A 13,425-nucleotide genomic window follows, 5' to 3' on the forward strand; every position below is an offset into this window, starting at 1 on the left:
TCCCACTGGTTTTTTTATTGTTGAGTCGCTCGCATTGAACTGCCGAGTATAAGACAGGCTCAAAAACCATCAACTCAACTTTACATCGCTGCTTTTTTGCCGATTTTCGGCGAATACGGCACACTACCCGCCCGAGCGCCTGCTCGGTTTTTTCCACTTGAAGCAGTTCGCCTATGACCCGCTCCCCGTTCCGCCGTCTGGTGTTTGGCACCTTGCGCCGACTGTTGTACCTCTGGGTTCGCTCAGAGACGATCAACCAGTCGTCCCTCACCCTTAACCTGGACCGCAGCCGGCCGGTTTTCTACGTCCTGCAATCACCTTCCCTCACCGAGTTGGCGGTGGTCGATGCCGAGTGCACCAAGGCCGGCCTGCCGCGCCCCGTGCTGCCGGTGTCGGTAGGGCCCTTGATGGAGCCCGCGGCGTTCTTCTACCTCACGCCCGACCCGGATTGGCTCGGTCGCCAAGACAAGCGCGGCGCACCCCCAACCTTGACGCGCCTGGTCAATACCCTCACCGAACACGCCGAAGAGAATGCACAAATCATTCCGGTCAGCGTGTTCTGGGGCCAATCCCCCGAAAGCGAGTCCAGCCCGTGGAAGCTGTTATTCGCCGACAGCTGGGCAGTCACCGGGCGTCTACGCCGGTTGTTGAGCATCCTGATCCTGGGGCGCAAGACCCGCGTGCAATTCTCCGCGCCTATCAACCTGCGTGAATTGATCGAGCACAATAAAGGTCACGAACGTACCGTGCGCATGGCCCAGCGCATCTTGCGTGTGCACTTTCGTAACCTGAAGACGGCGGTGATCGGCCCCGACCTGTCCCACCGGCGTAATCTGGTCAAGGGCCTGGTGAATATGCCGCTGGTGCGCCAAGCCATTGCGGATGAAGCCGAACGCGAAAAGATCGCCCCGGAAAAAGCCAAGGCCCTGGCCCTGCGCTATGGCAACGAGATTGCCTCGGACTACACCTACACCGCGATCCGCTTCCTGGAAGTGGTATTGAGCTGGTTCTGGAACAAGATCTACGACGGCATCAAGGTCAATAACATCGAAGGCGTGCAAAAGGTGGCCCAGGGCTACGAGGTGATCTACGTGCCTTGCCACCGCAGCCATATCGACTACCTGCTGCTGTCCTACCTGCTGTTCAAGAACGGCCTGACCCCGCCGCACATCGCCGCCGGCATCAACCTCAACATGCCGGTGATCGGCAGCCTGCTGCGCCGTGGCGGTGCGTTTTTCATGCGCCGTACTTTCAAGGGCAACCCGTTGTACACCTCGGTGTTCAACGAATACCTGCACACCCTGTTTACCAAGGGTTTCCCGGTGGAGTACTTCGTCGAAGGCGGCCGCTCGCGCACCGGGCGCATGCTGCAACCGAAAACCGGCATGCTGGCGATCACCTTGCGCAGCTTCCTGCGCTCCTCGCGCATGCCCATCGTGTTCGTGCCGGTGTATATCGGTTATGAGCGCGTGCTCGAAGGCCGCACTTACCTGGGCGAACTGCGTGGCGCGAGCAAGAAGAAAGAGTCGATCTTCGACATCTTCAAAGTGGTCGGCGCGCTCAAGCAGCGCTTCGGCCAAGTGGCAGTCAACTTCGGCGAGCCGATCAAACTGGCAGAATTCCTCGACGCCGAACAACCGGGCTGGCGCGCCCAGGAGCTGGGGCCGAACTACAAACCGGCCTGGCTCAACGAGACCACCAATCGCCTCGGCGAACAGGTGGCGCGCCACTTGAACGAAGCCGCTGCGGTGAACCCGGTGAACCTGGTGGCGCTGGCGCTGCTGTCCACCACCCGCCTGGCCCTGGATGAACAAGCCATGGCCCGCCAGTTGGACCTGTATCTGGCGCTGTTGCGCCGCGTGCCCTACTCGCCCCACACCACCCTGCCGGAAGGCGATGGTCTGGCGCTGATCAAGCACGTCAAGGACATGAACCTGTTGTCGGAGCAGAGCGATGCCCTGGGTAAAATCGTTTACCTGGATGAGCAGAATGCTGTCCTGATGACCTATTACCGCAACAACGTGCTGCACATCTTCGCCCTGCCGGCCTTGCTGGCGAGCTTCTTCCAGAGCAGCTCGCGCATGACCCGCGAACAGATCCTGCGCTACACCCACGCGCTCTACCCGTACCTGCAATCGGAGCTGTTTATCCGTTGGTCGCGGGAAGACTTGGACAGCGTGGTCGACCAATGGCTGGACGCCTTCGTCGAACAAGGCCTGCTGCGCTTCGAAAACGCCGTGTACCTGCGCCCGGCGCCGAGTTCGCGGCACTTTGTGCTGCTGACGTTGCTGTCCAAGAGCATCGCCCAGACCCTGCAACGCTTCTACATGGCGATCTCGCTGCTGCTCAACAGCGGCCAGAACAGCATCAGCGCCGAGGAGCTGGAAGACCTGTGCACGATCATGGCCCAGCGCCTGTCGATCCTGCACGGCCTCAACGCTCCGGAGTTCTTCGACAAGAGTCTTTTCCGACATTTTATTCAGACGTTGCTGGAGCAAGATGTGCTGCGCCGCGATGAAGCCGGCAAGCTGGGTTATCACGACCTGCTCGGCGAACTGGCCGAAGGCGCGGCCAAACGTGTGTTGCCGGCGGATATTCGCCTGTCGATCCGCCAGGTCGCCTTGCACCGTGTGGACGGTGCAGCCGAGGCCGCCGCCGAACCGGTTGCCGCCAACCCTGAAGAAAACCGCTAGATTGAATGAGGCGCCGGGCGGATTCCGGCGCCGTTGAAAAGGAGCCGCACCGTGAAAAAACTCATCCTCCTGGGCCTGACCGCCCTGCTCGGAGCCTGCCACTCGATGACTCCACCCCCTAAGGCCAGCCTGGACGGCGAAGTGTTCTACCTGCAACGCATCGCCCTGCCGCCAGCCGCCACCTTGAGTGTCAGCCTGCAGGACGTGTCCCTGATGGACGCCCCAGCCGTGACCCTCGCCGAACAGAAAGGCCCGGTCAAAGGCCAGGTGCCGCTGCCGTTTCACCTGAGCTACGACCCGGCCCAGGTCAAACCGGGCCACACCTACTCGGTCAGCGCTCGCATCGAGCTGGACGGCAAGCTACTGTTTATCACCACCGAGCGGCACACCGTGCAGCTCAATGGCCAGGACCCACAACCGCTGCGCCTGCGCCTAGATGCGGCTGCACACTGATCATTCCCACTTCATAAGGAAGCGCCCATGCTCCGCAAATCTCTTCGCCTCACCGCCCTGTGTGCTGGCTTGCTGTTCGGCGCCAATGCCATGGCCCTGGACCTTGGCAGCCTGTCCCAGGGCGACGCCAGCGGCGGCCTCAAGGATGCCTTGACCCAAGGTGCACAGATTGCTGTGAAACAACTCGGGACGCCCGGTGGTTTCAGCAACAACCCGGACGTGAAGATCGGCCTGCCGGGCAAACTCGGCAAAGTCGCCGACAAGCTGAAAATGTTCGGTATGGGTGACCAGGTTACGCAACTGGAAACCAGCATGAACAAGGCCGCAGAAACCGCCGTGACCCAGGCCCAGCCAATTCTGGTCAACGCCGTGAAGAACATGAGCGTGACCGACGCCAAGGGCATTCTCAGCGGTGGCCAGGACTCCGCCACCCAGTACCTGAACAAAAGCAGCCGTGAAGAAATTCGCGCCAAGTTCCTGCCTATCGTCAAGGCTGCCACCGACAAAGTCGGCGTAGCCCAGCAGTACAACGCCCTGGCCGGCAAGGCCGCGGCCTTTGGCGCAGTGGATGCCAAGAGCGCCAACGTCGAGAACTACGTGACCGAGCAAGCGCTGGATGGCCTGTTCAAGATGATCGCGCAGCAGGAAGAAACCATCCGCAAGAACCCAGCGGCGGCGGCCACCAGCTTGGCCAAGAAGGTGTTTGGGGCGCTGTAAGCCCTCGGCAGTCACTGAGCCTTACGCAGCAAACACTCCGCGGATGCAGAGTGTTTGCAATGGCCCAATAGCAGACATCAGCGCATTCAGCGGCCGATTTGGGTGTTTGCGTTGCTATTCGCGTTGTTGTTCGCGTTGGCAACACTGTTGTTAATCGTGATATGACTGGTCGGCTGGGGAAAATCGTATTTGAACGATTTGAGCGCGTCGGAAAGCTCACGCCGACTGACGGAGTCATTATGGGAATGTTTGGCGCAAGCGCCACCCATCTGACCGCCGCCCAGCATCATGCCGATCCCCGAGTAAAAGTTACCCAATGCTTGTAGGAGCATATCTATTTTGCCTCTATGAACGTTCTGGAAACGTTATCCCGGTGATAAAAACCACCGGATAACGTACCTGCGAACAGGTAACCCTCTGTGGCAAGCCTTGAAAAATGGTTCCCACCGGGCCTGCCAAAAACGCTCACTGATCTACTCCTCCTTCTTGATCCTGAACCACGCTGCGTACAACGCCGGCAGGAACAACAGCGTCAACGCCGTCGCTACGATCAACCCGCCCATGATCGCCACGGCCATGGGCCCGAAGAACACACTGCGTGACAACGGAATCATCGCCAACACCGCAGCCAACGCCGTCAGCACAATCGGGCGAAAGCGTCGCACCGTGGCTTCGATAATTGCCTGCCAAGGTGCCAGGCCAGCCTTGATGTCTTGTTCGATCTGGTCCACCAGAATCACCGAGTTGCGCATGATCATCCCGGACAGCGCGATGGTGCCGAGCATGGCGACGAAACCGAAGGGTTGGCGGAACACCAGCAGGAACAAGGTCACGCCGATCAGCCCCAAAGGCGCGGTGAGAAAGACCATCGCCGTGCGCGAGAAGCTGCGCAGTTGCAGCATCAGCAAGGTCAGCACTACCACGATAAACAGCGGCACGCCGGCCTTCACCGAGTTTTGCCCACGGGCAGAATCTTCCACCGTACCGCCCACTTCCAAGAGGTAGCCGTCCGGCAGTTCGGCACGCACATCGGCAAGCGTCGGCAGGATCTGCTGCACGAGGGTCGCCGGCTGTTCCTTGCCATAGATATCGGCCCGCACAGTCACCGTGGGCAAGCGATTGCGATGCCAGATGATGCCCTCTTCGAATCCATATTCGAGGGTGGCAATTTGCGACAGCGCCACGCTTTTACCATTGTCGGTGGGCACGGCAAGGCTCGGCAGGCGCGACAGTTCGCTACGCTCATGCACGGTGCCGCGCAGGAGGATCTCGATCAATTCGTTGTCCTCCCGGTACTGGCTGACGCTGGAACCGGTCAGGGAACTCTGCAGGAATTTCGACAGGTTGGCGGTGCTCACACCCAGGGCGCGTGCACGGTCCTGGTCGATATTCAGGTACACGATTTTGCTCGGTTCTTCCCAGTCCAAATGCACGTTGACCACATGGGTATTTTCGCGAACCTTGGCCGCCACTTTGCGCGCCAGGGCACGGACTTCTTCGATGTGCTCGCCCGTCACGCGAAACTGCACCGGGTAGCCTACGGGCGGGCCGTTCTCCAAGCGCGTGACCCGCGAACGCAGTTCGGGGAACTGCTCATTGAGGGTTTCGATCAGCCAGGTGCGCAGGCTTTCGCGCTCCTCGATAGTGTCAGCCAGCACCACAAACTGGGCGAAGCTGGCAGCGGGCAATTGCTGGTCCAGGGGCAGGTAAAACCGCGGCGAACCAGTGCCCGCGTAGGCGACATAGTTATTGATGCCAGCATGCTCCTTGAGCAACGCTTCCAGGCGCTTGACCTGCTCGTCGGTGTTGCTCAGGGAAGCGCCTTCGGCCAGTTTCAGGTCGACCATCAATTCCAGGCGACCGGAAGCCGGGAAAAACTGTTGCGGCACGAAGCGGAACAACGCAACCGAGCCGATAAACAGCAGCAAAGTCAGCACGATCACGGTTTTACGCCGCCGCACGCACCACTCCACCCAACGTCTTACACGCTGATAGAAAGGTGTGCCGTAAGGATCTGGACCGTCGGTGCCGTGCTTGGCGGCGTGAATCTTCGCCAGGTCGGGCAGGAGTTTTTCTCCCAGGTACGGCACAAACACCACGGCCGCCACCCAGGAGGCCAGCAGTGCGATGGTCACGACCTGGAAAATCGAGCGGGTGTATTCGCCGGTGCTCGATTGCGCGGTGGCAATCGGCAAGAAGCCCGCCGCCGTGATCAGGGTGCCGGTGAGCATGGGGAATGCGGTGCTGGTCCAGGCGAAACTCGCGGCTTTGAGGCGGTCGTAGCCCTGCTCCATTTTGATCGCCATCATTTCCACGGCGATGATCGCGTCATCTACCAGCAAGCCCAGGGCCAGGACCAAGGCGCCAAGGGAAATCTTGTGCAGGCCGATGCCCAGGTAATACATGGTGGCAAAGGTCATCGCCAATACCAGCGGGATCGCCAGGGCGACGACCATGCCGGTACGCACGCCGAGGGAGAAAAAACTCACCAGCAAAACAATCGCCAACGCTTCAGCCAGCACCTGGACGAATTCGCCGACGCTGGTCTTTACCGCTGCCGGTTGGTCCGACACTTTGCGCAGTTCCATCCCTGCCGGAAGGTTCTTTTGCAGGCGTGCGAATTGCGCTTCAAGGGCCTTGCCCAATACGAGGATGTCGCCACCGTCGCGCATGGCCACGGCCAAGCCGATGGCATCTGCGCCCATGTAGCGCATGCGCGGTGCCGGTGGGTCGTTGAAGCCTCGGTGAATGTCAGCCACGTCACCGATGCGGAAGGTGCGATCACCCACGCGGATCGGAAAGTTGCGGATCTCCTCCACCGTCTTGAAATTGCCTGAAACGCGCAGTTGCACGCGCTCGGTGGGGGTTTCAAAGAAGCCGGCGGTGGACACCGCATTTTGTTCCTGCAACGCCTGCTGTACCGCGGCCAAAGGCAAGCCGAGGGTGGCGAGCTTGAGGTTGGACAGCTCGATCCAGATCTTCTCGTCCTGCAAGCCGAGCAGCTCGACCTTGCCTACATCCGGCACCCGTTGCAGCTGGATCTGGATACGGTCGGCGTAGTCCTTGAGCACCGCATAGTCAAAGCCGTCGCCGCTCAGGGCGTAGATATTGCCGAAGGTGGTGCCGAACTCGTCGTTGAAAAACGGCCCCTGGATATCCGGCGGCAAGGTGTGGCGGATGTCGCTGATTTTCTTGCGCACCTGGTACCACAGCTCGGGAATCTGCGCCGAACGCATCGAATCACGGGCAATAAAGGTGACCTGGGATTCACCGGGCCGCGAGAACGACACGATGCGCTCATACTCACCGGTCTCCATGAGTTTTTTCTCGATGCGCTCGGTGACCTGGCGCGAAACCTCCTGGGCCGTGGCCCCGGGCCAGTTGGTCTTGATCACCATGGCCTTGAAGGTAAAGGGCGGGTCTTCGCTTTGCCCCAGCTTGGTGTAGGACAAGGTGCCAACCACGGCCAGCAGGATCATCAGGAACAGTACGATCTGGCGATTACGCAACGCCCATTCGGAAAGATTGAAACCCATGGGGACTACTCCTTGGCCGCCAGATTCACTACACGGTTGGAGCGATCCACCGGGCGCACTGACTGGCCCTCATGGAGCACATGCACGCCTGCGGCCACCACCCAATCGGTGGCGGCCAAGCCTTCGAGTACCGGCACGGTGTTTTCGCCAAACGCACCAATGCGCACAGGGGTGCGTTCAAGGGTGTTGTCCGGTTTTACACGCCAAACGTAGGACGCACCGTTCTCGGCACTCAGGGCAGACAGCGGTACCGACAGGGGAATGACACCCTCGGCCTGGATGAAAACCCGTGCGCTTTGGCCCAGTTCGGCGGGCACTTTGCCGCCGGTGAAGGCGACGCGCGCGGCGAAGGTGCGAGACTTGGGGTCGGCGGCAGGAGACAGTTCACGAATGCGCCCGGCGAAGCGTTGCTCTGGCTGGCTCCACAACTCCACCGACACCGGCTGGCCGATCTTGAAGCGGCCAAAGCCCTGCTCGGGCAGGCTGATCAAGACTTCACGCTCGCCATCGGTGGCCAGGGTGAACACAGTCTGGCCAGCGGAGACCACTTGCCCCACCTCGACGGCACGCTTGGCGACCACACCGTCCTGAGGCGCGCGCAGCACGGCATAGCCGGCCTGGTTGCTCGACACATCGAACTCGGCCTTGATCTGCTTCAGGCGTGCTTCACCGGCTCGGTAGAGGTTTTCGGAATTGTCGTACTGCGACCGACTGACCATCTGACGGTCCATCAAGGTCTTGTAGCGATCCCGCTCCGCACGTACCAGGCTCAGGTTGGCCTCTGCGGCGGCCACTTGGGCACGGGTGGCTTCCAATTGCAGGCGCACGTCCTGAGGGTCGAGTTCGGCCAGCGGCTGGTTGGCCTTGACCCGCTCGCCCTCCTCCACCAGGCGCTTGCTGACTTTGCCGCCGATGCGAAAGGCCAGGTCCGGCTCATAACGCGCACGCACCTCACCGGGGTAGCTGTCCATCGCCTGTGCCGAAGGCTGCGGTTGCACCACCATGGCCGGACGTACGGTGGTCTGGGCCGCTTCTTCATGGCCGCAAGCGGCCAACAGGAAGACCAGGCTGACAGGCAAAGCAAGGGGCAGGAAAGCGCTGCGCATGCTGAAGGACCTTTCGCAAATAGAGCTTGGAATAATTATACTGGCCGGTATGTTATTAATACCAAACTCACCAGTCCAGTATTAAAGGTGAAAATGTCCGACAATCCTCTGAACACCGCAAGCCCCGGGCGTCCCAAGGACATGGCAAAACGCCAGGCAATCCTCGAGTCGGCAAAATCGCTGTTCTTGGGCAAGGGCTATGCAAACACCAGCATGGACGCCGTCGCCCTGGCGGCCGGCGTATCGAAACTCACGGTCTACAGCCACTTCACCGACAAGGAGACGCTGTTCACCGCTGCGGTAGTGGCCAAATGCGAAGAGCAATTGCCGGTGATGTACTTCGAACTCCCCGAAGGCATGCCCGTCGAGACGGTGCTGCTCAACATCGCCCGCGGCTTTCATCGACTGATCAACAGCGAAGAGTCGGTAAACCTGCATCGCCTGATGATGACCACCGGCAATCAGGACGTGAAACTCTCCCAGATCTTCTTCAACGCCGGCCCCATGCGCATGCTGCAAGGCATGGAGCGCCTGCTCGGCAAGATTCACCAGAGCGGCGCCCTGAGCATCGACACACCGTTGAAGGCCGCCGAACACTTCTTTTGCCTGCTCAAAGGCACGGCGAACTTTCGTTTGTTGTACGGGTGTGGCGGGCAATTGAGTGCGCAAGAGGCCGAAGAGCATGTGCAGGACGTGGTGAGGTTGTTTATGCGGGCCTATCGACACAACAGCGTTGGCGGTAGCGACCTACGGTAACCACGATGCGAAGCGAGCCGCTCTTGATCTTGCTCTTGATCTTGCTCTTGATCTGCTTGTGATCTTGATCTCAGGCGCCCCGTTAAACCACGCTGGCCGAACGCAGGCTTGAATTCGTGGGTAACCCGGCAGGACGCCGGGTTAGCCGCCCCGCGCCATGGATGGCGCGTGGCGGCGGCCCACGGATTCAAGCCTGCGTTCGGGCACACCGAGCGTGAGCGAGGTGCCGAGTGGTGGGGCAAGAGCGTTTTGCTTACTTTTGCGCTTTTCAAAAGTGAGCCGCTGTCAGAGCCAGCCCTTTCAAGGTCTTTTCGTTTTGGCAGCCTTGATTACCCTGTCCGTTGAAACATGCGCATTCACCGCCTTGCCTTGCACCCATGTCTTGGGTTTAGGCACCTTGGGGCCGCGGGGACTTTTCGCAACTTGTTTGGGTTGGATGTTTCTGGCCAGCTCCAACAAACGCTGGGCCAACTTTTCCACAGGGATGGCGGGAAGATATTCCGAGGGAAGTGCAATCTGCATTCCCTCATAACCACTCCTGACCTGGACCGCCAAGTGATAGATCGAGGCTTCCCAGCCATCAGGCTGGGTCTCCCGATGGGCTTGCTCCACGCTTCGCTTGAGTACGGCCAGGACGTTGTAGGCCAACACTGCCGTAGTGAACCCGAGCAAGGCGGCCTTTGGGCTGCCGAGAGTTTCGATTTCACTTTCCAGGATCGCTTCCAGTCGCTGGAACATACCTTCAATGCTCCAGCGGCGGCGATAGAGTTGCGCGATCTGCTCAGCGCTGACGCTTTCAGGCAGGTTGCTCCAGAACATCAAGCTGCTGTCACCCGAGTCTGTTGGCGAATGAAGCGTCAGTTCGACGCGCCGACATTGGTAACCGCCTCTGACCTGGATGATCTGCTCACGCACAGAGCCTGTTTCCACAGGCACGGGTTCTTGCCACTCACCCTCTTGAATCAGGCGTGGATGTTTGGCTTGCTGGCGAATGACAAAGGACGTCTGGACCTGCTCACAAGCTTCCATTACCGGAAGCGTGCAGTAGAGTCGGTCAGCCAGCCACACCTGGCCAGGTTCAGCATTAGCCAACAGAGGCAACACGCAAACACGCTCACTGGCGTAGGCATCCTCACATGCCTGAAGGTCGATGACCTGATCGAGATCAGGATCGTAGACCACTACCGAAAAACCGGGACGAGCCGCACCTCGCTCCTGGCGTAAAGCCCCCAGACGCTTCTCAGTGGATGCCAGGTGATTGCCATCTACCACGCGAACCTGCCAGTCCGGCAGCATCGTCGTGCAACCCAGTTCTTTGATGGTTGGAGTCAGTCGTTGCGCACTACCGGTGACCAGAGCGCGCAATAGCGCGGGTTCAGTACGACTGATTTTGTCGTAGAGCGCCGCCAAGCTGACAGGGAGATCTTCCAGTTGCCGCGCGGCGGCGTGCAGGGATGGCTTCAAGCCCAATGAAACAAGGGACATCAGCTTGATTATGGTCGAGAACAGTAGTTCACGAGAATACTGCCGTTGCCGATGTTCTTCGAAGACCTGATCGACCCACTCAGGGGCAATAGCTTGTTCCAGCGCCAATTTGGCCATGACGCTGGCAGGTGCTTTTTTCTCGAAACGCGCTAGAACATCGGCCCACATCGTTTGGGATCCCTGAATGAAATTTCAGGGGATTTTACCGAAGACCTTGAAAGGGATGGCTGTCAGAGCGGAACCCTAGGCGGCCGTTACCGCAGCAATGGATATGTACACAATCCAACTGTGTTGACAGCCAGGCCGCCTTCGCGAGCAAGCCCGCTCCCACAATTTGATTGCGGGGTGTCAGGTGGATAGGTGTCGGCTGGGAGGCCGCCATCGCAGGCAAGCCAGCTCCCACAGGTTGATCGTGGGGTGTCAGGTGGATAGGTGTCGGCTGGGAGGCTGCCATAGCAGGCAAGCCAGCTCCACAATTGGATCTCGCCGCACCCGCAAGATGAATACTGCCGCTTACGCCTTAAGCGCCTTCTTGGGATAAATATCGTAGCGGCTGGACTTGCCATCCAACGCATGGCTCGGCTTCGGCCCCTCAATACAGGGTGCCTTGCGCGGCCGCTTGACCACCACACGATGGCTGGCCAGCGCCAGAGCCGCCGCGAGCAACGCCGGTGCATCCGGATCATCCCCTACCAACGGCCGAAACAGGCGCATTTCCTTCTTCACCAGCGCAGTTTTCTCACGGTGCGGAAACATCGGGTCCAGGTAGATCACCTGAGGCGGCTCCCCCTGCCAATTGAGCATCACGTCGATGGAGTTGCCCTTGAGCAACTTCATGCGCGCCACAATCGGCGCCACCTCAAAATCCTCGGCAGCGCGGGCCAGGCCATCTTCGAGCAAGGCGCCGATCAACGGCTGGCGCTCGATCAGGCTCATCTCACACCCGAGACTGGCCAGCACGAACGCGTCCTTGCCCAACCCGGCCGTGGCGTCCAGCACCCGTGGGCGCACGCCCTGGGCGATGCCCACCGCCTTGGCGATCATCTGCCCGCTGCCGCCGCCATACAACCGCCGATGCGCCGCGCCGCCTTCGACAAAGTCGACCCGCACCGGCCCCGGCGCATCGGGCCCAAGCTGTTGCAACTGCAAACCGTGCTCCCCCACTTGCAGGGAAAAATCCGCATCGGCCACCTGCAGAGGCAACCCCAGCAGCGAAGCCCACTGTTCAGCGCGGGCCTGGAAGCTGTCAGCCAAGGCTTGGACCTGGATGCGGCTGGCCGCTGGTTGTTCGTTCATCAATCGCCACGCTCAAAAATATTAAGGATCGGCAAACAACGGCCGATAAAAATCACAGTCAGGTATTTTGCCAGAGCTGAGCGTCGACCGAGAAAAATGTCAGACATTCTTCCCCTTTCCATCGGTGTACTGCCGACCCACAACCATTACGGCCTGCGCAATACCCAAGCGCTGGCCGGGGTGAGTCATGTGTGGCAGGACTTCTTCGCCCGTGCGTTGGCCGAACAGCTGGGTGAAACGCCAGACGCGCTCGCCGCCAACGCGCCTGCCCCGGCAGACCCGGCGGTAGAACCCCGCGAAGGCGCCGACCTGCTGGCGCAGATTCTCACCCAGCGTGAGTGCGATGTGAAAGACACCGAGATCGCGCCGCCGGAGCCTTTGTTCCTGCCGATTGCCGAGTTCGAAACCGAGCTGCTGCCACCGGCCGCGACGCCGTTCCCGGAAGAAGAAATAGTCGCCCAGCAACGCCAGCAAGCGTTTGAGAGCGAGTGGGTGCGCCCCGTTGTGCTGAACGCCGGCCAACCGCTACCCGAGCCAGGCCCGGCGCCACAGCCACGCCCACTGCACCTGCCGATTGCCGAGTTCGAACTGGACCTGCTGCCACCGGCCGCCACGCCGTACCTTGAAGAAGAACTGCTTGCGCAGCAGAAGGCCTTGGATTTCGATTACTACTGGGCGCGCCCGCTGGTGACCCACAACCTGCGCCTGGCCGCCTGAGCCTTAGCGACACACCCACCAACGCCCCATGTCCAGATGGAAATGGTTGCGATGGGCGGCGTTGTAGTCCGGGCTCAACACCACGTTGAAATCATCACAGGCGCCATCGCGTACCAAACGCAGGAAACGCGCGCTGTCGCCCTGCCCTGGCCAATCCTTGAGCACGCTGATGCTGCGCCCATCCGCCAGGCGAAAACCGGCGATATCCAGGGCATTGGCCGAGGCGTGCTGGCTGAGCCTCCCATCGGCGCGATTGTAGATATTACGGCAGGCAAAACTGCCCAAATGCTCGACGCGGCTTACCGCTTGGCCAAACACGGCCTGGGCCGCCGGTTGCAGGCTGTGGCGCTCGAACAACGCAAACGCCACCGCCAGCGGGCAACTGGCAAGAAAACTGCTGCTCAACGCCACGTCAGCGCCCTGCACACGCAGGACATTGCGCAAGGGGCACGCCGCATCGGCCGATGTATCAGCCTGGCGACTCACACGCAGACCGGAGGTGTTCAGTACCTGGTCACACAACGCTGGATCGTCCTGCAAGCGACTGAGCTTGTAGCGCGTCAACAGGTTGGGGCTGGCCCGCACATCCAAGGGCGCCCAGGGGTTCCACTCGGCCGGCATCGGCACCCAACCGCGCCAGACAGCCAGCGCAACGGCGCCCATCAA

The 13,425-nt window shown here is 60.5% G+C and carries 11 protein-coding genes; 5 read left to right on the forward strand and 6 right to left on the reverse strand.

Annotated elements, in window-relative coordinates; translation table 11 throughout:
- Positions 1-173: 173 nt before the first annotated feature.
- The 3 genes from plsB to CRN80_RS00980 are packed head-to-tail and all read left to right on the forward strand — an operon-like array spanning position 174 to position 3,863.
- Positions 174-2,693: a glycerol-3-phosphate 1-O-acyltransferase PlsB gene (gene plsB / locus CRN80_RS00970; protein ID WP_098949362.1), complete on the forward strand. Its 2,520-nt coding sequence runs from the start codon at positions 174-176 to the stop codon at positions 2,691-2,693.
- A gap of 51 nt (positions 2,694-2,744) precedes the next feature.
- Positions 2,745-3,146, forward strand: coding sequence for a YbaY family lipoprotein (locus CRN80_RS00975; RefSeq protein WP_098949363.1), 402 nt, complete (start codon positions 2,745-2,747; stop codon positions 3,144-3,146).
- A 27-nt stretch (positions 3,147-3,173) separates the two neighbouring features.
- A complete protein-coding gene (locus CRN80_RS00980) occupies positions 3,174-3,863 on the forward strand; it encodes a DUF4197 domain-containing protein (RefSeq protein ID WP_003189124.1) in 690 nt (229 codons plus the stop codon).
- An 86-nt stretch (positions 3,864-3,949) separates the two neighbouring features.
- Here the strand turns inward: CRN80_RS00980 and CRN80_RS00985 are convergent, their stop codons facing one another.
- The 3 genes from CRN80_RS00985 to CRN80_RS00995 form a co-directional block, all read right to left on the reverse strand.
- Complete coding sequence (locus CRN80_RS00985; RefSeq protein WP_098949364.1) at positions 3,950-4,195, reverse strand: type III secretion protein; 246 nt, start codon at positions 4,193-4,195, stop codon at positions 3,950-3,952.
- A gap of 141 nt (positions 4,196-4,336) precedes the next feature.
- The gene (locus CRN80_RS00990; protein WP_098949365.1) at positions 4,337-7,399 is read right to left on the reverse strand and encodes an efflux RND transporter permease subunit; all 3,063 of its coding nucleotides are present in this window, start codon (positions 7,397-7,399) and stop codon (positions 4,337-4,339) included.
- A gap of 5 nt (positions 7,400-7,404) precedes the next feature.
- Positions 7,405-8,505, reverse strand: coding sequence for an efflux RND transporter periplasmic adaptor subunit (locus CRN80_RS00995; protein ID WP_098949366.1), 1,101 nt, complete (start codon positions 8,503-8,505; stop codon positions 7,405-7,407).
- A gap of 93 nt (positions 8,506-8,598) precedes the next feature.
- On the opposite strand from CRN80_RS00995, the gene CRN80_RS01000 reads away from it, so the two are divergent.
- Positions 8,599-9,261 carry a TetR/AcrR family transcriptional regulator gene (locus CRN80_RS01000; RefSeq protein ID WP_098949367.1) on the forward strand — a complete coding sequence of 221 codons (663 nt, stop codon included), beginning with the start codon at positions 8,599-8,601 and terminating at the stop codon, positions 9,259-9,261.
- Between the two features lie 300 nt (positions 9,262-9,561).
- Here CRN80_RS01000 and CRN80_RS01010 read toward each other — a convergent pair whose 3' ends face one another.
- Positions 9,562-10,863, reverse strand: coding sequence for an IS4 family transposase (locus tag CRN80_RS01010; RefSeq protein WP_098952559.1), 1,302 nt, complete (start codon positions 10,861-10,863; stop codon positions 9,562-9,564).
- Between the two features lie 396 nt (positions 10,864-11,259).
- A complete protein-coding gene (locus CRN80_RS01020; protein WP_056790197.1) occupies positions 11,260-12,042 on the reverse strand; it encodes a class I SAM-dependent methyltransferase in 783 nt (260 codons plus the stop codon).
- 96 nt (positions 12,043-12,138) lie between these two features.
- Here CRN80_RS01020 and CRN80_RS01025 point away from each other — a divergent pair, with 96 nt between their 5' ends.
- Positions 12,139-12,759, forward strand: a complete 621-nt coding sequence (locus CRN80_RS01025; protein WP_098949369.1) for an energy transducer TonB — start codon at positions 12,139-12,141, stop codon at positions 12,757-12,759.
- Between the two features lie 3 nt (positions 12,760-12,762).
- Here CRN80_RS01025 and CRN80_RS01030 read toward each other — a convergent pair whose 3' ends face one another.
- Complete coding sequence (locus CRN80_RS01030) at positions 12,763-13,422, reverse strand: extensin family protein (RefSeq protein ID WP_178110583.1); 660 nt, start codon at positions 13,420-13,422, stop codon at positions 12,763-12,765.
- Positions 13,423-13,425: the final 3 nt, after the last annotated feature.

Origin of the sequence: Pseudomonas sp. FDAARGOS_380 (assembly GCF_002591235.1) — a bacterium.
Taxonomy (GTDB): domain Bacteria; phylum Pseudomonadota; class Gammaproteobacteria; order Pseudomonadales; family Pseudomonadaceae; genus Aquipseudomonas; species Aquipseudomonas salmasensis.